Genomic DNA, 22,362 nt, shown 5'->3' with positions numbered 1-22,362 from the left:
AATTGCCTGCTGCCAATTCACCATTGTCAGGGAAGCACCATGGGACACACGCTGAAAATCTTGGGTCGCACTTCGTCCATCAACGTACGAAAAGTCCTGTGGACCTGCCAGGAACTGGACATCACCTACGAGCGTGAGGACTGGGGCATCGGTTTCTCCCCAACCCAGTCGCCCGAATTCCTGGCCCTGAACCCCAATGCCCAGGTCCCGGTGATCCTCGATGAAAACGGCGTGCTGTGGGAGTCCAACACCATCTGCCGCTACCTGGTGGGTCTGCACCAACGCCATGACCTGCTGGCGACCGAACCGGCTGCGCGGGCACGCGTCGAGCAGTGGATGGACTGGCAAGCCACCGAACTCAACCCCTCCTGGGGCTATGCCTTCCACGCCCTGGTGCGCAACAACCCCGACTTCCAGGACCCGCAACGCATCGCCGCCGGTGTACGTGGCTGGAACGACAAGATGGGCTTGTTGGAACAACAGCTGATTCGAACCGGGGCTTACGTGGCCGGTGAAGACTTCACCCTCGCTGACATCCTGATCGGACTATCAGTGCATCGCTGGCGGATGACGCCCATGGCGCGTCCGTTCTACCCTGCTGTCAGCGCTTACTACGAAAAGCTCAGCCAACGCCCTGGCTTCAAGACCTTCGCCCTCGACGGTCACAACTAAGCACAAGGACTACACGATGAAAGGACTCATCGCCTTGTGCATCAACGCCCGGCGCCTTGCCTGTCACCGGCAATGTTTGACCGTCTACAGGACAAACGTTGCCTCAACCACCGTACCCCACCCCGTAAAAACAGGCATTTGCCCCTCGGCACGCTAATTGCTCCACCTGACGCACCGCCCACACTCACAGGTGCCCGATCATGTTGGTCAATACCCAAGCTGCTTCAGTGATTCAGCAATCCAAGCGTTCCGACATGGACCCCGCCAACGCCGCCGCCAGCGCGCTGTACAGCGGTGTCATGCAAAACGTGCAGAACGCCGTCACCGCCACACAGGTACAGGCTACGCAAAAGGCCAAGGACACTACCGCCGACAACGTCGAAGCAGCCTTTGCCAAGACCCGCGTACAACTGCAAACCACGCCAGAGACCACTGCCACGCCAAAAACCGAGGCCAGCACCCAGGCCCGGGCGGACTTCAACGAGTACATGACCAAAACCCCGGCCGAGCGTATTCGCGATCAGATCCTCAAGGAAAAGGGCCTGACCGAAGAGGATGTTAAATCCATGCCGATTGAGCAACAGACCTCAATTGCCAATGAAGTGGCCGACCGCTTGAAGGCACAGACTGCGGAACAGATCGCGGCTAAAACCGCCGACCCGCAAGTGCAGGCAGTGAAAGAGACCCTGGCGGCGATTTGATCGCAGCTGAACATGTGCTGTCTCCCGTAGAGACTCTGTCGGGCCCCAGCGAGGCTGCGCTAGGGGCGCCTCGGTGGGGTCGACAACTTTATTGCAACTGCAACGTCGAGTTGAACTGACTGATGGCATCCACCACATGCCGTGAGCCTTGCTGAATTTCCAGAATCACCTGCCCCGCCTCATTGGCCAATTCCACGCCAAGCCCGGTGCGACTCAAGCTCGACTGCATGCTCGACACCGCGCTCAGCGACAGGTCGTGGTTCTTGCGCACCACATCGACAATCTCCAGGGTCGCCTGACTGGTGCGAGCCGCCAGGCTGCGCACTTCATCTGCCACCACCGCAAAACCCCGGCCATGCTCGCCGGCGCGAGCTGCTTCAATGGCGGCATTGAGTGCCAGCAAGTTGGTTTGATCGGCAATGCCGCGAATGGTCTGGACGATGCTGCCAATGATGTCCGACTGCTTACTCACCGCATCGATGCTCAGCGCCGCCTCGTTGAGGTCGCGGGAAATTTCTTCGATGATCTGCACCGTTTGCTGGACCACTTCCGAGCCTTTTCGGGCGCAGACGTCGTTTTGTACCGAGGTGCTGTGGGCCGACTCGGCGGCGGTACGCAGGGTGGTGACTTGATCGGTAATATCAGTGGCAAACTTCACCACTTTGTACAACCGCCCGCAGGCATCGAAGATCGGGTTATAGGAGGCTTCCAGGAATAACATCTGCCCGTATTTGTCCTTACGTTCAAACCGATGAGAGTGGTATTCGCCGCGATTGAGAGAAGCCCAAAACGCCTTGTATGCCGGCGAATCGGTTTCGCTGCGATGACAGAATATGCTGTGGTGCTGACCGACGATTTCGTTGAGGGAGTACTTCACCGTCTTCAGGAAGTTTTCGTTGGCATTGATGATCTGGCCCTGCGGGGTGAACTCGATCACCGCCATGGAGCGACCGATGGCGTCCATCAGGCTTTGGTTTTCATGTTCGTGATGGGCCCGTGCCGAGATGTCCGACGCCACCTTGATTACGCTCTGCACCTTGTTGTCGGCGCCGATCACCGGCATATAACTGGCTTCCAGCCACACTTCCTGGCCGTTTTTATTCAAGCGCATAAAGGTGCCACTGATCGGTTCGCCTCGGGCGAGGTCTCGCCACAACTTGGCGTAGGCGTCGCTGCGGTAGAACGACTCTTCGCAAAAAATCCGGTGATGCTTGCCACGGAGTTCTTCAGTGCTGTAGCCCATAGCCTTGCAGAAGTTCTCATTGGCATCGAGCACCATGCCGTTGCAATCGAATTCGATCATCGCCATGGATCGGCTAACGGCCGCCAGCTTGGCTTTGGCCTCGGTCAGTGCGCAGGAAAAACGCTCGATCTCCAGCAGGGCGGATTTGTGTTGGCGGTTAAACATGATCGGATCACCTTCAGCGCTGTCTTTGATTGACGGTTAGTTTTTGGATTTGACCCACTACAACTTTCCACAAAACAGGCAAACGCAGTCGTCCAGAGACAGGACAAGTGTCAGGCGATCAATAAGTGATGGTTAATCGGAGAGTCCATAAGGCAACACTCTTATCAAATCATCCTTTTCTTGATAGCGCCCCGTCTGGGGCCTACTTCAACCGACACACGCAAATCCATTTAAACCACCACTCCCTTTTTCCCGGCGCCTTGGCATGCGCACTCGTTTTATTCATATTTTCAATAGTGATGACTAACCACTATTGAAATCCATTCAAAACGCTTGATATGGCAAGCGACATAAATGGTTATGGGTGAGCATAGACAGGGCTTGGCACTATGCAAGGCCATTAATCGGCCAGCATCTGTAATAACGCATTGACTGCGGGCGAAGGCAGACGCGTTCGTGAACTGACCAAGGCAAACTCACGATGCACCGGGACGCTCAGCGACATGATGCGCAAGCCCTGGCGGACCTGGTACCGGCTGCAGGACTGAAGCGGTTACAGGAGTGGTTGAATTTTGTTTCCAGCGAAATTCACGGCGGCCTGGGCGTGTTGTTCAATACCTCGATTCCCGAAGAGGTGAAGCTGCTCTTCAAGGCCACGTTGTTCAAGCGCTTTGCAATCCTGGTGCAGACGTTGGAGCGTCAGGACTACTTGCTTGGCGAGCAGTTTTCGGTGGCCGATGCCTACCTGTTTGTGGTGCTGCGCTGGGCGGCGTTTTTTGATATCGATTTGCAGAAGTGGCCGGCGTTGGCGGCGTTTCAGCAGCGGCTCAGCGAGCGTCCCGCGGTAATTGCCGCTCTGGCCGCTGAAAATCCATGACCTGAAATGCAGTTACACGGGTTGGGTTTCATCGAGGTAATTGGACATCGGCGGGCTCAGGGCAGGCTGGGCCGACGAAAAAGTCGGCTTCATCCTGCTCTGTGCAATGAGACGGGGAGATCTTGCAGATCGTTTGGTGCTTAGCTTAGAAGCAGATGTTGCGGTGACTACCGAGAATCAATGCCCAAACAAACCCGCTTCGGATTTTTTGGTTTTCTTGTCGGCGCGTTTTTCATCGGCGGTTTTTGCCGGTTTTTTCTTCGCGGCTTTCTTTGAATCCATGCCTTTGGCCATGATGCGTGCTCCACTTACAGGGGATGTAACAAGGGGTATAACACCTATTGCCCGACAGAAGGTGCTTTGCCCGACTTATAATCCCCGGCCCACGATCACGGCTGTCAAAAAACCATGCCTGAGTTGCATATTGATCTGCTGGCAGAGCCTTTATGGCCGCTGCTGAACAAGTTTTACCGCAGCCACAATTCGCGGATGAAAGCCGTCAAGGGCGGGCAATTGTGGGTGGCCCGGCACAGCGAGATTGTCGCCGGATTGTGCTTGAGCCCTGTGGTCGGCGGGCAATGGCTGACCGGGCTGTTTGTCGAGCCGTTGTGCCGTAGGCAGGGGCTGGCGGCGCGACTGATTCGTAAGGCCGTTGCGCCGGTCGAAGGCACCGTTTGGCTATTCTGCCATCCGGAGCTTGAAGGGTTTTATCAGGGGATCGGGTTTACTCAGGAAACAGTACTACCGCAGTCTCTGGCGGAACGACTGGCGCGCTACAAACGCAACAAACCAATGATCGCCATGGGTTTAAAGCCGTTGCTGAGGTCGACCGACGATAATGTGTGATCGGCTGTTGTTAGCTGCTGCGACCGATGCGCATAGATATCTACACATCTTGAAGACAGCAACTGACGTAGCGGTTGTCGAGCCCCAGCGAGGCTACGTTGGCCGCACCATGTGAGCCGGATCACTCGTCGGCAGTAGGATCCATATCCGGAAACATCACATCAATAAATCCAAACTTGCTGAAGTCGGTGATCCGCGACGGGTACAACCGACCGATCAGGTGATCGCACTCATGCTGCACCACCCGCGCATGAAAGCCGTCGGCAATGCGCACAATCGGCTCGCCCTTGGGATCAAAGCCTTCGTAGCGAATCTGTTGATAGCGGTCCACCGCGCCGCGCAAGCCAGGCACCGACAGGCAACCTTCATAGTCCTCTTCCAGCTCCGGGCTTAGCGGCGTGATCAGCGGGTTGATCAGAATGGTCTGAGGCACCGCAGGGGCATCCGGGTAGCGTTCGCTGCTCTCGAAACCAAAGATCACCAGTTGCAGGTCTACGCCAATCTGCGGTGCGGCCAGGCCCACGCCGCCAACGTGCTCCATGGTCTGGAACATGTCGTCGATCAACTGCCACAACTCAGGGCTGTCGAACATTTCCAGCGGGACCGGTGGCGCGATACGCAGCAGGCGCTCGTCGCCCATTTTCAGAATTTCACGAATCATGTTCAGGCTTCGTTGGTAGTGGGTGCGAATGGTCCCGGCCAAGGCCCGAGACGTGCTGTTTTTCATCGTGTTCGCCGAAGTCCTTTTCACCAGGAGCCTTGCCTTCGGTGGACATGTGTTCGATCACCGCATTCATCTCTGCGCCGAGCAACAGCACGGCCGCTGAAATGTAGAAGTACAGGAGCAAGACGATGATCGCGCCGATACTGCCATACATGGCGTTGTAGTCGGCAAAGGTTTTGACGTAATAGCCAAAGCCCAGGGAAGCGATGATCCACACCACTACCGCCAGCACGGAACCTGGGGTGATAAAACGGAATTTCTGCTTCACGTCGGGCATCACGTAGTACATCAACGCCACAGCGAACATCAGCAAGATCACGATCAATGGCCAGCGCAGGATGGTCCACAAGGTGACCACGAATTCCTGCATGCCAATCTGCATCGCCAGCCATTCCATCACTTGTGGCCCGAGGACCATCAGCGCGGCTGCGGCCAGCAACATGCCGGCGATGCCCACGGTGTAGAAAATCGACAGGGGGAAACGCTTCCAGATCGGCCGGCCTTCGACCACGTCGTAGGCGGCGTTCATTGCGCTCATCATCAGACGCACGCCCGCAGAGGCCGTCCACAACGCAATGACGATACCCACCGACAGCAAGCCGCCCTTGGATTGCTGCAACTGGTCAATCACCGGATTGACCTGCTCTAGGGCCTGAGGCGGCAACACCAACTCCGACTGCAGGCGCAGCCAGGTAAAGAAGTCCGGCAGGTGCAGGAAACCGATCAGCGCAATGAGGAACAGCAAGAAGGGAAACAGCGAGAACAGCATCTGGTAGGCCAGTGCCGAGGCGTAGGTAGGCATCTCGTCATCGACGAACTCGGTGATGGTGCGCATCAGTACGCGATGCAGCGGCAGGCCTTTTAATACTGGAAAAATCATAGCGTCTCCTTTCGCCGCAAAAGGTTGAGTTCGTGGGCGACTCAGGGGCCGTTTTCTACATCAAAGTAGCCTATTTGGCGACATTGAAACAATTTCGAAACTTTAATACTGCTTGTGACACAAAAACGGCCATCCATAGATGGCCGCCTCGCTGCTCAAGTGCAGTCAACCGGGTCAGGCGTTGTCGATGGTTTTCTTTACCGCATCCTTGACCTTGCCGACGGCTTGCTGAGCTTCACCTTTCTTTTCCTGAACCTTGCCTTCGACCTGCAACTTATCGTTGTCAGTGGCTTTACCGACACCTTGCTTGATGTTGCCGATGGCTTCGTTCGCCAAACCTTTTGCCTTATCCGCTGTGCTGCCCATGGTATTACTCCTGTGAACATTCAAGGGTTTTGGTCATTACGCAAGGGTTGACCCTGGGCCTTTGTGCAGAGTTTCAATTATTTTTACCCAGGCATTTCATCGCCCTGCACAGGTTTGGCTTTATGTTTTGCGGCCAACCCACGAGAATGCCCGGCACATTCAGGCTCAACCGCTGAATAACAGATCCCGTAGGAAGGTTATGAAACTCAATAAAACACAGGCCATCGCCCGCAGAAACCTGGAACTGGGCGGTGCCGTGCTCGGCGTCAACAACTGCCACTTCACCGACCTGGACCGCAAACGCAACATCTGGTGGTTCGACCTGCCGGTGGGCCGCATTGCCGTGGGCCAGTACGAGTGGATTCATTTGTTGATGCACAACGCAGACAGCGACCAGTTGCTGCACTTGAAAGTGCCGACAGCGTTCCTGCGTGAAAAGCTTGAAGGGTTGGTGGTGCGCAATGCTGGCAAGCGCAAGCCGGAGATTACCCTGGAGCTGAGCGCCGACAAGGATTCGTTCCTGAAAGATGTACGCCCGGCAGGTGCCGGTGTGAGCTTTACGCAATTCATGTTCTGACACTGATCGTCCCCACGCAGATCAGAGCGCAGGAACGACCACCCAACAAAAAGCCCCGCATTTGCGGGGCTTTTTGTTGGGTGGCGGGTTACTTCTTCACACCCAGTTTCTTCAGTTCTTCATCGCGCAACTCACGTCGCAGGATCTTGCCAACGTTGGTGGTCGGCAATGCATCGCGGAACTCCACGGCCTTGGGCACCTTGTAGCCGGTGACGTTGGCGCGCATGTGCTCCATCACCTGTTCTTTGGTCAGGGTGGCACCCGGTTTGACCACGATGAATATCTTAATGATCTCTCCGGACTTCTCGTCCGGCACACCGATGGCCGCGCATTGCAGCACGCCCGGCAGGCCGGCCAGTACGTCTTCCAGTTCGTTGGGGTAGACGTTGAAACCAGAGACCAGAATCATGTCTTTCTTGCGGTCGACGATGCGCATGTAGCCGTCTGGCTGGATAATCGCGATGTCACCGGTCTTCAACCAGCCTTCGCTGTCGAGGACTTCGGCAGTAGCGTCCGGGCGCTGCCAGTAGCCTTTCATCACTTGCGGGCCCTTGACGCACAGCTCGCCGATTTCCCCCAGGGCCAACTCCACGCCGTCATCGGTGATGATCTTGCACAAGGTCGATGGCACCGGAATACCGATGGTGCCAATCTGGATGTGCTGGATCGGATTGACGGTGGCCACCGGGCTGGTTTCGGTCATACCGTAGCCTTCGCAGATGGAGCAGCCGGTGACCGCTTTCCAACGCTCGGCCGCCGCCAGTTGCAGGGCCATGCCTCCGGACAGGGTGACTTTCAGCGCAGAGAAGTCCAGCTTGCGGAAACCTTCGTTGTTGCACAGGGCAACAAACAGCGTGTTCAGGCCGACAAAGCCACTGAACTTCCACTTCGACAACTCCTTGACCATCGCCGGCAGGTCGCGCGGGTTGCTGATCAGGATGTTGTGGTTGCCGATCAGCATCATTGCCATGCAATGAAAGGTGAAGGCGTAGATGTGGTACAGCGGCAGCGGCGTGATCAGGATCTCGCAACCTTCGTTAAGGTTGGAACCCATCAGCGCCTTGCACTGCAGCATGTTGGACACCAGGTTGCGGTGCGTCAGCATCGCGCCCTTGGCCACGCCGGTGGTGCCGCCGGTGTATTGCAGCACCGCCACATCGTCGCTGGTGGGGCTGACTTCGGTGACCGGCTGGCCGTACCCCTTGGCCAGCACGTCGTTGAACTTGATCGCCTTGGGCAAGTGATAGGCCGGGACCATTTTCTTCACGTACTTGATGACGCTGTTGATCAGCAGCCGCTTGAGCGGCGGCAACAGGTCAGCCACTTCGGTAACGATCACATGCTTGACGGAGGTCTTGGGCACCACGTTTTCTGCCAAGTGCGCCATATTGGCCAGGCAGACCAGGGCCTTGGCCCCGGAGTCGTTGAACTGGTGTTCCATTTCCCGCGCGGTATACAGCGGGTTGGTATTGACCACGATCAGGCCGGCCCGGATAGCACCAAATACGGCAACCGGGTATTGCAAAACGTTAGGCAGTTGCACGGCGATTCGATCACCGGGCTGCAAGTCGGTATGCTGTTGCAGGTACGCGGCAAACGCTCCGGACAGCTCGTACAACTCACCGTAGGTGATTGTCTTGCCCAGGTTGCTGAAAGCCGGTTTGTTGGCGAAGCGCTGGCAGGACTGTTTCAGTACCGCCTGAATATTTGGATACTCGTCTGGATTGATCTCTGAAGCAATCCCGGCGGGGTACTTATCCTTCCAAAAGTCTTCGTTCATGGAAGCCCACTCCTCAGCGACGCGAATTCATCATCGCATTTGATGCGATTATTATTTGTTTGTATTTTTTAGGGTGAGTCTGGCTGTTTCAAGCAGGCCGAGAGGTCACAAAGCGCGCCGAGAGTAGCAGCTTTGCCAAGGGCCGCCTAGAGCCAAAAGCAGGCTCTACAGTCATAATCATGACTCAAGAATATCTAATAGTCACTTTTAGAGCAAAGATTCTATAATCCGAGAAAAGGCTCTGGAATGGGGGCTTTACCAACCTCAAGAGCTGACGCGGAGCGTCCAAAGCGGCATTCCCACGCAGAACGTGGGAATGATCTGACTTTTATCTAGGCGATATCGCGAAGTTCTCTGCGCAAGATTTTGCCTACTGGTGTCATCGGTAACGACTCACGCAACACAATCTGTTTGGGCACCTTGTAGCCAGTGAAGTTGGCCTTGCAGTAGCTCTTCAGCTCTTCAAGACTGACGCCTTGGGCGCGAGCCACCACAAACAGCTTCACCGCCTCCCCGGTGCGCTCGTCTGGCACCCCGATCACCGCACAACTGGCGACGTTTGGATGGGCCATGACCACGTCTTCGATTTCATTGGGGTAGACGTTAAAGCCCGAAACAATGATCAGGTCCTTCTTGCGATCGACGATGCGCACAAAGCCGTCGGGGTCGATCACTGCAATGTCGCCGGTCTTGAGCCAGCCTTCGGCGTCCAGGGTCTCGGCGGTGGCGGCTGGCTGCTGCCAGTAGCCCTTCATCACTTGCGGACCTTTCACACAGAGTTCTCCGCGCTCTCCTAATGGCAACTCCACGCCTTCATCATCAATGACTTTCATCGCCGTACCCGGCACGGGAATGCCGACCGTACCCAGCCGTGACTTGTTGCCATAGGGGTTGGTACTGGCCACCGGCGAGGTCTCTGTCAGCCCATAACCCTCGCCAATGGCGCAACCGGTGAGTTGCTGCCAACGTTCGGCGGTGGCCTTGACCAATGCGGTGCCGCCAGAGTTGGTGAGCTTGAGATGTGAAAAGTCCACGCTCTTGAAATCAGGGTGATCCATCAGCGCCACAAACAGCGTGTTGAGCCCCAGCAGCCCGGAGAAGCGCCACTTTTTCAGCTCCTTGATAAAGCCGCCAATGTCTCGGGGGTTGGTGATCAGTACGTTGTGGTTGCCGGAAACCATCATGCACATGCAGTTCGCGGTGAAGGCATAGATATGGTACAGCGGCAGCGGCGCGATCATCACCTCCTGCCCCTCCTTGATCAGCGGGTGGCCGTCGTCACCGATTTGCGACATGCAGGCGCGCACCTGCTGCATGTTCGCCACCAGGTTGCCGTGGGTAAGCATCGCGCCCTTGGCCAGGCCGGTGGTACCGCCGGTGTATTGCAGCACGGCGATGTCGTCGAGGGTCACGGGGTGACGGGTGATCGCCAGGCCAGCGCCCATGCGCAGCGCGCGCTTGAACGAGACGGCCTGGGGCAGGCTGTAGGCCGGGACCATTTTCTTCACTTTGTCGACCACGGTGTTGATCAGCCAGCCCTTGGCGGCGGGCATCAGGTCGCCCATTTTTGCTTCGATCAGGTATTCGATCTCGGTATCGGCGGCGACTTCCTGGACCCGCGAGCCGAACAGATTGAGGTAAACCAGGGCGCGAATGCCGGCATCCTTGAACTGATGACGCATTTCCCGTGGTGTGTACAACGGGTTGGTATTAACCACGATCAGACCGGCACGCAGGGCGCCGAACACGGCAATCGGGTATTGCAGGACGTTGGGCATCTGCACCGCAATGCGATCGCCCGGCTTGAGGTCGGTGTGCTGTTGCAGGTAACCGGCGAACGCCGCACTCTGGCGCTCAAGCTCGGCGTAAGTCAGGGTGATGCCCATGTTGCTGAACGCCGGACGATCGGCAAAGGTCTTGCAGGAACGCTCGAAAACTTCGATCACCGACTTGTAGACGCTAAGGTCGATGTCGGTGGGAACGCCCGCCGGGCGTTTGTCATTCCAGAAATCAGGTTGCATTATTCTTGTCCTTTACCTGAGTGTGCCCGACCGCTTACTGCTGATTATGGAAAGCGGAGCTTTGGGGACGTTAGCAGTTATGGCCAAACAGGCAAATACACAAAAGCATGTCATTGATTGTATGAATCTTGTTCCTGAGGCCAGGGTTGATCAAACGCCTGCCCACGGATGAGCTATACACTGCAACGACACCGAGCAAAGGAAGCGCCATGAACCACACCACTTTCTGGCTGACCGCGAATGACCGCAGCCGCCTGTACGTCAACCAGTGGCTCCCGGACGAGCCGCCCAAGGCGTTGATCATGCTGGCCCACGGCATGGCCGAGCACGGTGGTCGCTACACCCGCCTGGCCCAGGAACTGTGTGACGCCGGCTATGGGCTGTACGCCCCCGACCAGCGTGGTCATGGCCGGACCGCCGACGAAGGCACCCTCGGGCTGTTTGCCGAGAAGGATGGCTGGAACAAAGTGGTGGGCGACCTGGCCAGCCTCAACCAACACATCGGCCAGCAAGCGCCTGGGGTGCCGATCATTCTGCTGGGCCACAGCATGGGCAGCTATATCGCCCAAGCCTATCTTTTGCACCACAGCGCCAGCCTGCATGGAGCGATTCTCAGTGGCTCGAATTTCCAGCCAGTGGCGCTGTACCGCGCCGCGCGTGTGATCGCCCGCGCCGAACGCCTGCGCCAAGGCCTGAGGGGCCGTAGCGCACTGATCGAGTTTCTGTCGTTCGGCTCTTTCAACAAGGCTTTCAAGCCCAATCGCACCGCGTTCGACTGGCTCAGCCGCGCCCCGGACGAAGTCGACAAGTACGTCAACGACCCGCTTTGCGGCTTCCGATGCACCAACCAGCTATGGATCGACCTGCTGGGCGGCTTGCAGCAAATCAGCAAAGCGTCCAATCTCGCTCAAATCGATCCGGGCCTGCCGATCCTAGTGATGGGCGGTGAATGTGATCCGGTCAGTGAAGGCAAGCGTCTCAAGAACCTGGCCCACGCCCTGCGTGAAGCCGGCTGCCAGAACCTGCAGCTGAATATTTACCCGCAGGCGCGCCACGAATTATTCAACGAAACCAACCGTGACGCGGTCACAGCCGATGTGCTGGTGTGGCTGACGCAGGCCGTGAACCATCGTCGGCCTGCGCGATGCGAATAACTATTTCGTTTAAAATCAACGTATTAAGATTACTGATTAGCCACAGGATGCACCAATAGATGACCCAGGTTACCAACACTCCGTACGAAGCTCTCGAAGTCGGCCAGACCGCCAGCTACAGCAAAACCGTTGAAGAGCGCGATATCCAGCTGTTCGCGGCGATGTCTGGCGACCACAACCCGGTGCACCTGGACGCCGAATTTGCCAAGGCAACCCTATTCAAGGAGCGTATCGCCCACGGCATGTTCAGCGGTGCTCTGATCAGCGCGGCGGTGGCATGTGAGTTGCCTGGTCCCGGCACTATCTATATCGGGCAGCAAATGACCTTCCAGAAGCCGGTGAAAATCGGCGACACCCTGACCGTGCGTCTGGAAATTCTCGAAAAGCTGCCCAAGTTCCGGGTGCGCATTGCAACCCAGGTGTTTAACCAAAGGGATGAGTTGGTAGTGGATGGCGAAGCGGAGATCCTCGCACCGCGCAAGCAGCAGACGGTGACATTGACTCAGTTGCCGGCAATCAGCATCGGCTGATTATCGCCCACCCATGAAAAACCCCGCATTTGCGGGGTTTTTTTATCACTCAAACACGACTCAAGACTGAGCGCGCGCCTGGTTACGCAGGACTTTTACCTGATCGTGATTGCGTTGCACGCCATGGAACTGCCGTTCAACCAGATCACGAATGCCCAGCAAGTTATGTTTGTTGATTTTCTCGATGGCCTCTTTATAGGCCTTCAGTGCATGGTCTTCACCGCGCTCGGCTTCGTTCAACACGGCCTCTTCATCCTTGCCGGTCACCAGAGACTTCACGTCGACCCAGCCGCGATGCAAGGCACCGCTGACGCTACCGGAGTCTTGCGGATCACCACCCAAGGCACGCACGGCAGTCTGCAATTCAGTAGCCGCGGTAGCGCAATCGCTGGAGCGCGTTACAAACAGCGCCTTGAGTTCTGGATGCTTGATGTCTTCGGCACAGGTCTTGAAGCCTTCCTGGCCGTCTTTGCTGGTTTCGATCAGATCATTGAGAACGGAGATCGATTCTTTGTTGATGTCAGTCATTTTTCAATTCCTTCCCAGGTTAAGAAGCTTGTCTTAATGACTGCAGTGCCCGTGCCAGTTTCTAAAAACAAATTAATCGTTACTTTTCATATGCTTACAGATTATCAAAAAACTGTATCCGCTTTATTTGCATGATCTGTCATTTGGCCTCCATGCAGAATGCCTGTATTTTCCAAGGTATCGACCTGATTGCCTGAAGCCCCATGAATCCCGAAAAACTCGAACTGCTGATCACCCGCCAAATGCCCTTCGGCAAGTACAAGGGCCGAATCATCGCCGACTTGCCTGGCCAATATCTGAATTGGTTCGCCCGTGAAGGTTTCCCTCACGGTGAGCTGGGCGGTTTGCTGGCGCTGATGCAGGAAATCGACCACAACGGCCTGTCCGAATTGCTGGAGCCGCTACGCGCCAAACACGGCAAGCCCGCGCCTCGTCATTAAAGGAGCCCGACCATGCAACGGAACGCAGACAGCACCCGTGACGAACTTCACTGGCAGGCCATCGCTCTGCGCTATGACCTGGAGCCCGGCCCCATCAACCTGGAAAACGGTTACTTCGGGCGCATGAGCCGTGCGGTACTTGACCAGTATCAAGACAATGTTGCCTTCATCAATCGCAGCAATTCGATCTATGTGCGCCAACATTACGAGCAGGGCGAAAACGTCGAGGTTCGTGACCAGTTGGCGCACTTGTTGGGCGCTGATCCCGAAGCCATCGCCCTCACCCGCTGCGCCTCCGATGCGTTGCAATCGCTGATCCGCAATTACAACCGCTTGCAGCCGGGCGACCAGGTGCTGATCAGCGACCTGGAATACGACACCGTCAAAGGCGCCATGCGCTGGCTGGCGCGCCATCGCGGGGGGGAAGTGGTCGAGATTGCCCACGCGCATCCGGCCAGCTTCGATAGCCTGGTGCAGACCTACCGCGATGCCTTTGCACGCTACCCCCGCCTAAAATTGCTGGCCCTAACCTATGTCACCCACCGCACCGGGCTGGTGATGCCGGTCGAAGCGATTGCCACAGCCGCCAGGGAACACGGCGTTGATGTCATCCTCGACGGCGCCCACGCCCTGGGCCAGATCGAATTCAACCTGGCACAGTTGGGCATCGCCTTTGCAGGCTTCAACCTGCACAAATGGATCGGCGCGCCGTTGACCCTGGGTTTTATCTATATCGACCCGCAGCGGTTGGCGGACATTGATCCAGACATGGGCGAGTTTCACTACCCGACCACCGATGTACGCGCCCGCACGCCCTACAGCACGCCGAATATTCCAGCGCTGATGACCTTGCCACTGGTATTCGAAGAGCATCGAGCATTGGGTGGTGCCAAGGCCAAGGGCGCCCGCCTCAACTACCTGCGGGATTTGTGGGTGCGTGAGGTGCGGCCATTGCCGGGGGTTGAGGTGCTGACGCCAGATGATCCACGGCTGTATTGCGGCATCACGGCGTTCAAGTTCACCGGGCAGGTGGATCAGCAGGTGATGGTGGATCGGCTCTTGAATGAGTACAACCTGTTCACCACAACCCGCAGCGGGGCCGCATTTGGCAGTTGTATTCGGGTGACCCCGGGGTTTGTGACTTCGGCAGTGGACATCGGTGTTCTGGTTAAGGCGATTACCGAGTTGAGCCGTTGCCCGTGATTTTCACCAGACAAAAAAAAGCGGCGCACCGACCAAGTGCACCGCAAAAAACCGTAGAACACAGCAACAACGATTCGGTAAATCCAATCAGTCCAGCAGCGCCAGGGCCTCGGCGGTGCATTCCTGAATGCGGGCCCAGTCGCCGTTCTTGATCCACTCGGGGTCAAGCATCCAGCTACCACCCACGCACATCACGTTTTTCAACGCCATGTAGCTCTTGATATTGGCCGGGCCTACGCCGCCAGTCGGGCAAAATCTCACTTCACCGAACGGGCCGCCAAGGGCCTTGATGGCGGCGACGCCACCGCTCACTTCCGCCGGGAACAGCTTGAAGCGGCGATAACCCAGGCCGTAACCTTCCATGATGCCGGAGGCGTTACTGATGCCTGGCAACAGCGGAATCGGGCTGTCGACTGAAGCCTCCAGAAGGTCACGGGTAATGCCGGGGGTAACGATAAACTGCGAACCGGCAGCTTCAGCCGCCGCCAGCATGGAGCGATCCAGCACGGTGCCAGCACCGGTCATCAGCTCCGGGCGCTGCTCGCGCAGCACCTGGATGGCCTTGAGGCCAAACTGCGAACGCAGGGTCACTTCCAATGCGGTCAAGCCACCGGCCGCCAGGGCATCGGCCAACGGCAGAATGTCCTGTTCGCGGGCAATGGTGATCACCGGCAAGATCCGCGCCTTGGCGCAGAGGCTGTCGATCAGGGCAACTTTGTCCGCCATGGAAACGGTGGGTTGAGGGCTTTTCATCGCGGCTGATCCTTGGCTTATGGGCACCAGTAAATCTCTAAAGTAGGTTGCAAAAACGCGCGAACCGGCATGGCAGCGACATCGTCACTGGCCAGCGCTTCGCTCAGGGTGGTCAATTTCGAATTGCCGGAAATCGACAACACGGTGTACTTGGCAGTGGCCAGCAACGCGCGACTCATGGTCAGGCGTTGGTGAGGCACGGTAGGCGCCAGCATCGGCCAGCAACGGCGCGTGCCGTCCACTTTCAATGCTTCGGTCAGGTTCGGGCTGTTGGGGAACAGCGACGCGGTGTGACCGTCATCACCCATGCCCAGCACCAGCACATCAATCCCAGGCAGCTCTGCCAACTGGCGATCAGCCTGCTCGGCGGCGGCCTCCAGGTTAGCCGCGACACTGTATAGGCTCAGAAACTTGGCCTGGGCCGCCGGGCCTTGCAGCAAATATTTCTTCAACAGGCCGGCGTTGCTGTCGGCATGTTCCACCGGCACCCAGCGCTCGTCGGCCAGGGTAATAACCACCTTGGACCAGTCGAGGCCTTGCTTGGCCAGGTTCTGGAAAAACGCCACCGGGCTGCGGCCACCGGAAACCACCAGGGTCGCCTCGCCACGGGCACTGATGGCCGCGCGCAGTTGTTCGGCCACGTCATTGGCCAAGCCCTCAGCAAGCAGCACCGGGCTGCGGTACTCATGGGCGCTAACGCCCTGAGGCAGTTTCAATTCAGATATCGCCATACCACGACCTCCCATCCCGCGTAATCAGTGCAATGGAGCTCATCGGCCCCCAGGAACCCGCCGCATACGGCTTGGGCACGTCACCGGACTTTTTCCAGCCGGCGATCAACTGGTCACACCACTTCCACGCAGCTTCGATTTCATCTTTACGGACAAACAGGTTCTGATTGCCGCGCATCACTTCCAGCAACAACCGCTCGTAGGCATCGGGAATCCGCGCGCTGCGATAGGTGTCGGAAAAATTCAGTTGCAACGGCCCGCTGCGCAGTTGCATGCCCTTGTCCAGGCCCTGCTCTTTAGTCATCACGCGTAAGGAAATCCCTTCGTCCGGTTGCAGGCGGATGATCAACTTGTTGCTGATCTGCAGGCGCTGCTCGGGGGCGAAGATGTAGTGGGACGGTTCCTTGAAGTGGATAACGATCTGCGACAGCTTCTGCGGCATGCGCTTGCCGGTACGCAAGTAGAACGGCACCCCGGCCCAACGCCAGTTACGAATATCGGCACGCAGGGCGACGAAGGTTTCGGTGTCGCTCTGGGTGTTGGAATTCTCTTCTTCCAGATACCCCGGCACCGGCTTGCCGGCGCTGTAGCCGGCGATGTACTGGCCACGCACCACCTGGGTGGTCAGACCATCTGGGCTGATAGGCGCCAGAGCCTTGAGCACTTTGACTTTCTCGTCACGGATGCTGTCGGCGGACAGGTCGGCCGGCGGGTCCATGGCAATCAGGCAGAGCAGTTGCAACAGGTGGTTCTGGATCATGTCCCGCAGTTGCCCGGCCTTGTCGAAATAACCCCAGCGACCTTCGATACCGACCTTCTCGGCCACGGTGATCTCCACGTGGGAGATGTAGTTCTGGTTCCATTGGGTTTCGAACAGGCTGTTGGCAAAGCGCAGGGCAATGAGGTTTTGGACGGTCTCTTTGCCCAGGTAGTGGTCGATACGGTAGGTGCGATTTTCCGGAAAAAACTGCGCGACGGCGTCGTTGACCTTGCGGGACGAATCCAGGTCCGAGCCGATGGGTTTTTCCATCACCACGCGGGTGTTTTCCGAAAGGCCAACCTTGGACAGGTTTTCGCAGATCGCGCCGTACACCGCCGCCGGGGTAGCAAAGTAGGCAATCAGACGCTGCTCGTGACCGGCTTTTTCGGCCAGGGCGACGTAGTCGTCAACCTTCATGAAGTCGACGTGCAGGTAAGTCAGGCGTGCCAGGAAGCGTTGAACGATACTTTCGTCCAGTTCCTGACCCACATATTTACGTAATTCTTTCTCGATGTAGGCTAGGTGCTGTTGCTCGGAACCGGCTTCACGGGCCAAGGCCAGGATGCGAGTATCGTCGTGCAGGAGCCCGGCGCCATCAAGTTGATAGAGGGCAGGAAACAACTTGCGCAGCGCCAGATCACCCAAGGCGCCAAACAGGGCAAAGGTGCAGGGTTCTACGGTTATCGAAGGCATGATGTTTGTTCTTTTATCAAGTTAAGCTACAAATACCTTTTTTTAAGGCATCACTCAAGGAAAAATGTAGTAATAACCACAACATTTTCCCGAATTACTGATTGTAAGTGGTGGTGTTCAACTACCCTCAGTAGGATAGGCCACCGCAAAGGGCCGCTCGTCGATTGGTTGACGACTCTTATTTGCATCGTCGCCCTAAGGAAACACTGAATGGACCGCGTGCGAAATCTCCTGGAACAGATCCAGAAACGCCTCGAAGAATTGAACAAGGCTGAACGTAAAGTCGCCGAGGTCATCCTGCTCAACCCGCAGCAGGCGACCCGCTTCTCTATCGCCGCCCTCGCCCAGGCTGCTTCGGTCAGCGAACCGACGGTCAACCGCTTTTGCCGCTCGTTCGGCGTCAGTGGTTACCCTGAACTTAAATTGCAGCTGGCACAAAGTTTGGCCAGTGGCGCCGCATATGTCAGCCGCGCCGTGGAGCCCGATGATAACCCCGAGGCCTACACCCAGAAGATCTTTGGCAGCGCCATCGCGTCCCTGGACAGCGCCTGCCAGGCCCTGGACCCGAACCTGATAAGCAAAGCCGTGGACCTGCTGATCCAGGCCCGGCAGATTCACTTCTTCGGCCTCGGTGCTTCAGCACCCGTGGCCATGGATGCCCTGCACAAGTTTTTCCGCTTCAACCTGGCGGTGACGGCCCATGCCGATGTGCTGATGCAACGGATGCTCGCCTCGGTGGCCCACACCGGGGAGTTGTTCGTGATCATTTCCTACACCGGCCGCACCCGCGAACTGGTGGAAGTGGCACGCATTGCACGGGAAAACGGCGCTTCGGTGCTGGGCCTGACTGCCGAAAACTCACCACTGGCCAAGGCCAGCACCCTGAGCCTGAACATTCCGCTGCCGGAAGACACCGACATCTATATGCCGATGACTTCGCGGATCATCCAATTGACGGTGCTGGATGTGCTGGCCACCGGCATGACCTTGCGCCGCGGCGTGGATTTCCAGCCGCATTTGCGAAAGATCAAAGAGAGTTTGAATGCCAGCCGGTATCCGGTTGGGGATGAGTTCAACTAGGCCAAATCTTTATCGACAGTACGGGCCGTCATCGCGGGCAAGCCCGCGATGACGGCATCAGCAACACTGCAGATTCTGGACTAGCCCCTCGCCCGCGCCTGCAAACTCAAATGCGCCCTCTCCCCCGGCGCCAGGCTGGCACCGGCCATCGCCGACTCAACGCAGACAAACCCCGCCGCCTCGTTAAAACTCACCCCCAACAACGGACGACTGCCCGGATGCCACACCACCGTGTCGGCGCTGTCGCCGGTATCGATGCACAGTTCCCGCTGCCAGGCATGGTCCTTGAGGTGCAATTCGCCGTCATGCTGGAACACCCGCTGGCAGCCGCCATCGACCCGCAGCTCACCTTCCTGCTGGCACGTCTGGCGGTTTAGTTGATCATAACCCTGCGCGCCATCGAGTCCAGACAGCGCTACCTCACCGACGTTGCCAATCCGCCAATAGGCGTGCAAAGCGTGGCTCAGTTGGCAGGGCAGTTCGTCCTGATGCTCGGTACCCAAACGTAATTCCAGGCTCTCCCCAAGGTGCGCATGCAGGTCGACCTGCCAATCGCACAACTGCAATTGCCAGTGCAAACGCACGCCATCGTCGTCGGTGCTGCTGTCCAGTAGTTTCCAGTCGATCAAGCGTGCCCAGCCATGGCACGGCCAAGCGTTTTCGCTGGGGTGACGGCCATACCACGGCCAACACACCGGCACGCCACCACGGATCGCGCCCACTTGCGGCCACTTGGCCGCGCACCACAGCCAGGGTTTCTGGCCCTTGGGCTGAAAGTGCAGCAATTGTGCGCCCTGGCGACTGAACACCGCTTGGCACAGCGGGTGGTCGATCACCAGCACCTCGCGCATCTGAAAGCGCTCCCACGCAAACACCGGACGTTCGCGCAGGGATGTGAAAAAGCGTTGCAGCGGATGCTCATGCATGTGCCACGGTCCTGAAAATCATCACAACGCGTCCCAAAAAAAACGGATAGCCAAAGCTATCCGCAAAATGCGCACAGAGAGGAGGAGCTTATCGCAACAGCGTTAGAACACCGACTGAATTTTCAGGCCGGCGACCAAGGCGTTGTCGACTTTATCCACGCCACCTGGGTGCACAACGTATTGCAGGTTGGGACGCACGGTCAGCCAATTGGTGACGTGAAAACCGTAGTTGATTTCAGCGTTGTATTCAGTGCTGAGAATCGGCCGGTAGCCCATGTTGTCGTAGTCATCGATACCGTTGACAGCGTTAGCCAACTTGGCGTTCTTCGCAACATCGTCGTTCACGTGGATACGCGCAATACCAATACCCATATCATCCTTCGGACGGGAATCGAACGCGCCTTTGTACACCAGCATCACCGACTGGTAGTTGTCGACAGTGTTGGTGTCCTTGTCATGGAACGTAGCGTTGGCGGCGATGTTCAGGCCGCGCGACGCGTCACCGTTGTGGGTGGTGAGTTGCTGTTGGGCCACGAACCAGTAGCCGTGCTTGCTGCTGTGGGTCGCGTAATCCTTGTTGTTCGGGCTTTGCGGAGCACCGTTGGCGCCTTCATAGACGTCATTGGCCTCGGCGGTGCTCTTGTAGTAACCGACACGGTATTCGCCCGGCAGGTTGTTAACCTTCGGCGACCACACCAGTTCGACCGGGATGATGGTGCCTTTGGTGCCGCTGCCGCTGAGCTTGAAGCCGTTGCCGCTTTCCAGTTGCGATGGGTTCTGGTTGTACGCACCGATTTGCGCGTAGAACTCAGGCGTGAGGTGGTACTTCACGCGGATCGCCGCCTGGCTGACCGGCCAGTTGTACCAGATGCTGCCGACCCAGTTACCCACCTGGGAACCGCAGAACGCCAGGTTCTGGAATTCGCACGGGAAGGTATTGAAGTCTTCGCCTTCGCCGAAGTAACCGGCCTTGACGTCCAGTTTACCGTCGAGGAACTGGTGTTGGACCCACAACTGGGTCAGACGGGTCATCTGCCCACGACCCCAGACTTCCTGGGAAGAACTGAAGGTGCCGGCACGCGGGTCGCCGATACGGTCGTTGGAGATGTTGCGACCGTTACGGTGAGTGACCTGGATCTTGGCCTGGGTGTTATCCCAGCCGACCAGTTTTTCCAGGTCCAACGCCACGCCCAGGCCGTACTGGTCGGAGTAACGTGCAGTCTTGTCGTCGTTGTAGCCGCCCTTGAGGTTGGCACCTACTTCACCGACGTAGTCCATCTTGATGTCGATACCTTGCTCGATCAGCTTGGTCCGCTCACCACCCCAATCGCCCGTCATCCACTTGGAATCAGCGCTAAACGCATCGTCCGCCATCGCATTAGCAGACAAGACCAGTGCTGCCACACCCGACAATTGGCAGATCAGCCGGGCATTGATGTGTTTCTTTTTCATCCGTACATCCTCGTCTTTATTGTTATTAAACTGTTTTTATCTAACGCGGTTTACATTTTTTATCTAAAACAATGAGTTATCTGTCCTTGCGCTGCTCTTAACGTCCCTTGAACTGGGCAACGTTGTCGGCACGATCCTGTGCGGGCAACGACGCGACAGTACCCAGGCGCTCGCCAGTCTTGGCGTCGAACAGCAGCACCTTGGCCGGGTCGAACTGCAAGGTCAGGGTCTCGCCCACCTGTGGCGCCACATCGGGCGCCAGGCGGCAGCAGACCTTGCTGTCATTGAGCGTGACAAAGACCAGCGTGTCCGGACCGGTCGGCTCGGTCACTTGTACCTCGGCACGAATGGTCGGCATGCCCGCCGACTCGCCGGACGCCAGCACGATCTGCTCCGGACGAAGGCCCAGAATGACCTCACGGTCTTCAAGGCCGGTGTCGCTCATGCTCATCGGCAATTCACAACGCGCCTGGCCGCTGTCCAGCAGCGCCATCAGGCGGCCATCCTTGCGTTGCAAACGCAGTGGAATGAAGTTCATGGGCGGCGAACCGATAAAGCTGGCGACGAACAGGTTGGCCGGATCGTTGTAGATCTGTTTCGGCGTGCCGAACTGCTGAATGATGCCGTCCTTCATCACCGCCACTTTGTCGCCCAGGGTCATCGCCTCGATCTGATCGTGGGTGACGTAGACGGTGGTAGTTTTCAGACGCTGGTGCATCAGTTTCATTTCGGTGCGCATCTCGACCCGCAGCTTGGCGTCGAGGTTGGACAGCGGTTCGTCGAACAGGTAGATCTTCGGCCGCCGGGCCAGCGCGCGGCCCATGGCCACACGCTGTTGCTGACCACCGGACAACTGGCCCGGCTTGCGATTGAGCAAGTGCTCGATCTGCAGCAGCTTGGCGACCCGCGCGACTTCCTCGTCGATGGCCGACTGCGGCATCTTGCGAATTTTCAGACCGAATTCGATGTTCTCGCGCACGCTCATGGTCGGGTACAGCGCGTAGGACTGGAACACCATGGCGATGTCGCGATCCTTGGGGCTCATGCCGCTGACGTCCTGATCACCAATCATGATCGCGCCGCCGGTAATATTTTCCAGGCCGGCGATGCAGTTCATCAGCGTCGACTTGCCGCAACCCGAAGGTCCAACAAGAATCAGGAACTCACCTTCCTTGATCGACAGTTCGATGTTCTTCAGGGTGTCGGGCAGGCCGGCGCCGTAAGTCTTGTTTACATTGCGAAGTTCGAGCGTTGCCATGA

21 protein-coding genes and 3 pseudogenes are annotated in these 22,362 nt (G+C 57.5%); 10 read left to right on the top strand and 14 right to left on the bottom strand.

What is annotated here, in order from left to right:
• Positions 1-39 precede the first annotated feature (39 nt).
• Together ACZRKZ_RS12410 and ACZRKZ_RS12405 are read left to right on the top strand one after the other, a co-directional pair.
• Positions 40-672: a glutathione S-transferase family protein gene (locus ACZRKZ_RS12410; protein WP_463981714.1), complete on the top strand. Its 633-nt coding sequence runs from the start codon at positions 40-42 to the stop codon at positions 670-672.
• A 200-nt stretch (positions 673-872) separates the two neighbouring features.
• Positions 873-1,373 (top strand): hypothetical protein, encoded by a 501-nt coding sequence (locus tag ACZRKZ_RS12405; protein ID WP_149413808.1) that lies wholly within the window; start codon positions 873-875, stop codon positions 1,371-1,373.
• Positions 1,374-1,461: 88 nt separating this feature from the next.
• On the opposite strand, the pseudogene ACZRKZ_RS12400 reads toward ACZRKZ_RS12405, so the two are convergent.
• Both ACZRKZ_RS12400 and ACZRKZ_RS12395 read right to left on the bottom strand, forming a co-directional pair.
• Positions 1,462-1,881, bottom strand: a pseudogene (locus ACZRKZ_RS12400) (methyl-accepting chemotaxis protein); the annotation flags it as partial.
• 123 nt (positions 1,882-2,004) lie between these two features.
• Positions 2,005-2,676 (bottom strand): annotated as a pseudogene (locus ACZRKZ_RS12395) (PAS domain-containing protein); the annotation flags it as partial.
• Between the two features lie 616 nt (positions 2,677-3,292).
• Between ACZRKZ_RS12395 and ACZRKZ_RS12390 the strand changes: the two are divergent.
• Positions 3,293-3,658, top strand: a pseudogene (locus ACZRKZ_RS12390) (glutathione binding-like protein); the annotation flags it as partial.
• A 408-nt stretch (positions 3,659-4,066) separates the two neighbouring features.
• A complete protein-coding gene (locus tag ACZRKZ_RS12385) occupies positions 4,067-4,504 on the top strand; it encodes a GNAT family N-acetyltransferase (protein WP_463981713.1) in 438 nt (145 codons plus the stop codon).
• Positions 4,505-4,625: 121 nt separating this feature from the next.
• On the opposite strand, the gene def is transcribed toward ACZRKZ_RS12385, so the two are convergent.
• The 3 genes from def to ACZRKZ_RS12370 form a co-directional block, all read right to left on the bottom strand.
• Positions 4,626-5,165 (bottom strand): peptide deformylase, encoded by a 540-nt coding sequence (def, locus tag ACZRKZ_RS12380; protein ID WP_463966858.1) that lies wholly within the window; start codon positions 5,163-5,165, stop codon positions 4,626-4,628.
• A complete protein-coding gene (locus tag ACZRKZ_RS12375; protein ID WP_463966859.1) occupies positions 5,155-6,108 on the bottom strand; it encodes a YihY/virulence factor BrkB family protein in 954 nt (317 codons plus the stop codon). The genes def and ACZRKZ_RS12375 overlap by 11 nt, the downstream gene beginning before the upstream one ends.
• A gap of 174 nt (positions 6,109-6,282) precedes the next feature.
• A complete protein-coding gene (locus tag ACZRKZ_RS12370) occupies positions 6,283-6,474 on the bottom strand; it encodes a CsbD family protein (RefSeq protein WP_463966860.1) in 192 nt (63 codons plus the stop codon).
• Between the two features lie 199 nt (positions 6,475-6,673).
• Here ACZRKZ_RS12370 and ACZRKZ_RS12365 point away from each other — a divergent pair, with 199 nt between their 5' ends.
• Positions 6,674-7,051 (top strand): hypothetical protein, encoded by a 378-nt coding sequence (locus ACZRKZ_RS12365; RefSeq protein ID WP_149413794.1) that lies wholly within the window; start codon positions 6,674-6,676, stop codon positions 7,049-7,051.
• 88 nt (positions 7,052-7,139) lie between these two features.
• Here the strand turns inward: ACZRKZ_RS12365 and fadD1 are convergent, their stop codons facing one another.
• Positions 7,140-8,831, bottom strand: a complete 1,692-nt coding sequence (fadD1, locus tag ACZRKZ_RS12360; protein ID WP_463981712.1) for a long-chain-fatty-acid--CoA ligase FadD1 — start codon at positions 8,829-8,831, stop codon at positions 7,140-7,142.
• 332 nt (positions 8,832-9,163) lie between these two features.
• A complete protein-coding gene (fadD2, locus tag ACZRKZ_RS12355; protein ID WP_463966862.1) occupies positions 9,164-10,852 on the bottom strand; it encodes a long-chain-fatty-acid--CoA ligase FadD2 in 1,689 nt (562 codons plus the stop codon).
• Positions 10,853-11,061: 209 nt separating this feature from the next.
• Between fadD2 and ACZRKZ_RS12350 the strand changes: the two genes are divergently transcribed.
• Both ACZRKZ_RS12350 and ACZRKZ_RS12345 read left to right on the top strand, forming a co-directional pair.
• A complete protein-coding gene (locus tag ACZRKZ_RS12350) occupies positions 11,062-12,006 on the top strand; it encodes an alpha/beta hydrolase (RefSeq protein WP_463981711.1) in 945 nt (314 codons plus the stop codon).
• A 59-nt stretch (positions 12,007-12,065) separates the two neighbouring features.
• Positions 12,066-12,536, top strand: a complete 471-nt coding sequence (locus ACZRKZ_RS12345) for a MaoC family dehydratase (RefSeq protein ID WP_463966864.1) — start codon at positions 12,066-12,068, stop codon at positions 12,534-12,536.
• 60 nt (positions 12,537-12,596) lie between these two features.
• Here ACZRKZ_RS12345 and ACZRKZ_RS12340 read toward each other — a convergent pair whose 3' ends face one another.
• Positions 12,597-13,064 (bottom strand): ferritin-like domain-containing protein, encoded by a 468-nt coding sequence (locus ACZRKZ_RS12340; RefSeq protein WP_463966865.1) that lies wholly within the window; start codon positions 13,062-13,064, stop codon positions 12,597-12,599.
• Positions 13,065-13,267: 203 nt separating this feature from the next.
• Here ACZRKZ_RS12340 and ACZRKZ_RS12335 point away from each other — a divergent pair, with 203 nt between their 5' ends.
• Both ACZRKZ_RS12335 and ACZRKZ_RS12330 read left to right on the top strand, forming a co-directional pair.
• On the top strand, positions 13,268-13,504 hold the full coding sequence (locus tag ACZRKZ_RS12335; protein WP_017340422.1) for a DUF3820 family protein: 237 nt from the start codon (positions 13,268-13,270) through the stop codon (positions 13,502-13,504).
• 12 nt (positions 13,505-13,516) lie between these two features.
• Positions 13,517-14,707, top strand: coding sequence for an aminotransferase class V-fold PLP-dependent enzyme (locus tag ACZRKZ_RS12330; protein ID WP_463981710.1), 1,191 nt, complete (start codon positions 13,517-13,519; stop codon positions 14,705-14,707).
• A gap of 87 nt (positions 14,708-14,794) precedes the next feature.
• Here ACZRKZ_RS12330 and ACZRKZ_RS12325 read toward each other — a convergent pair whose 3' ends face one another.
• The 3 genes from ACZRKZ_RS12325 to zwf are packed head-to-tail and all read right to left on the bottom strand — an operon-like array spanning position 14,795 to position 17,644.
• On the bottom strand, positions 14,795-15,460 hold the full coding sequence (locus tag ACZRKZ_RS12325) for a bifunctional 4-hydroxy-2-oxoglutarate aldolase/2-dehydro-3-deoxy-phosphogluconate aldolase (protein ID WP_463981709.1): 666 nt from the start codon (positions 15,458-15,460) through the stop codon (positions 14,795-14,797).
• Between the two features lie 17 nt (positions 15,461-15,477).
• Positions 15,478-16,191: a 6-phosphogluconolactonase gene (gene pgl / locus ACZRKZ_RS12320; RefSeq protein ID WP_463966868.1), complete on the bottom strand. Its 714-nt coding sequence runs from the start codon at positions 16,189-16,191 to the stop codon at positions 15,478-15,480.
• Entirely contained in the window at positions 16,178-17,644 is a 1,467-nt protein-coding gene (gene zwf / locus ACZRKZ_RS12315) for a glucose-6-phosphate dehydrogenase (RefSeq protein WP_463981708.1), read from the bottom strand. The genes pgl and zwf overlap by 14 nt, the downstream gene beginning before the upstream one ends.
• 219 nt (positions 17,645-17,863) lie before the next feature.
• Here zwf and ACZRKZ_RS12310 point away from each other — a divergent pair, with 219 nt between their 5' ends.
• The gene (locus ACZRKZ_RS12310; RefSeq protein ID WP_178114508.1) at positions 17,864-18,724 is read left to right on the top strand and encodes a MurR/RpiR family transcriptional regulator; all 861 of its coding nucleotides are present in this window, start codon (positions 17,864-17,866) and stop codon (positions 18,722-18,724) included.
• 80 nt (positions 18,725-18,804) lie between these two features.
• Here ACZRKZ_RS12310 and ACZRKZ_RS12305 read toward each other — a convergent pair whose 3' ends face one another.
• The 3 genes from ACZRKZ_RS12305 to ACZRKZ_RS12295 form a co-directional block, all read right to left on the bottom strand.
• Complete coding sequence (locus tag ACZRKZ_RS12305; RefSeq protein ID WP_463981707.1) at positions 18,805-19,650, bottom strand: D-hexose-6-phosphate mutarotase; 846 nt, start codon at positions 19,648-19,650, stop codon at positions 18,805-18,807.
• 102 nt (positions 19,651-19,752) lie between these two features.
• The gene (locus tag ACZRKZ_RS12300) at positions 19,753-21,102 is read right to left on the bottom strand and encodes a carbohydrate porin (protein ID WP_463966871.1); all 1,350 of its coding nucleotides are present in this window, start codon (positions 21,100-21,102) and stop codon (positions 19,753-19,755) included.
• 97 nt (positions 21,103-21,199) lie between these two features.
• On the bottom strand, positions 21,200-22,360 hold the full coding sequence (locus ACZRKZ_RS12295; RefSeq protein ID WP_463981706.1) for an ABC transporter ATP-binding protein: 1,161 nt from the start codon (positions 22,358-22,360) through the stop codon (positions 21,200-21,202).
• Between the last annotated feature and the right edge of the window lie 2 nt (positions 22,361-22,362).

Source organism: Pseudomonas sp. c313 (assembly GCF_055407145.1).
Note: the sequence above shows the minus strand (reverse complement) of the source record. Positions and strands in the feature narration are given on the sequence as shown.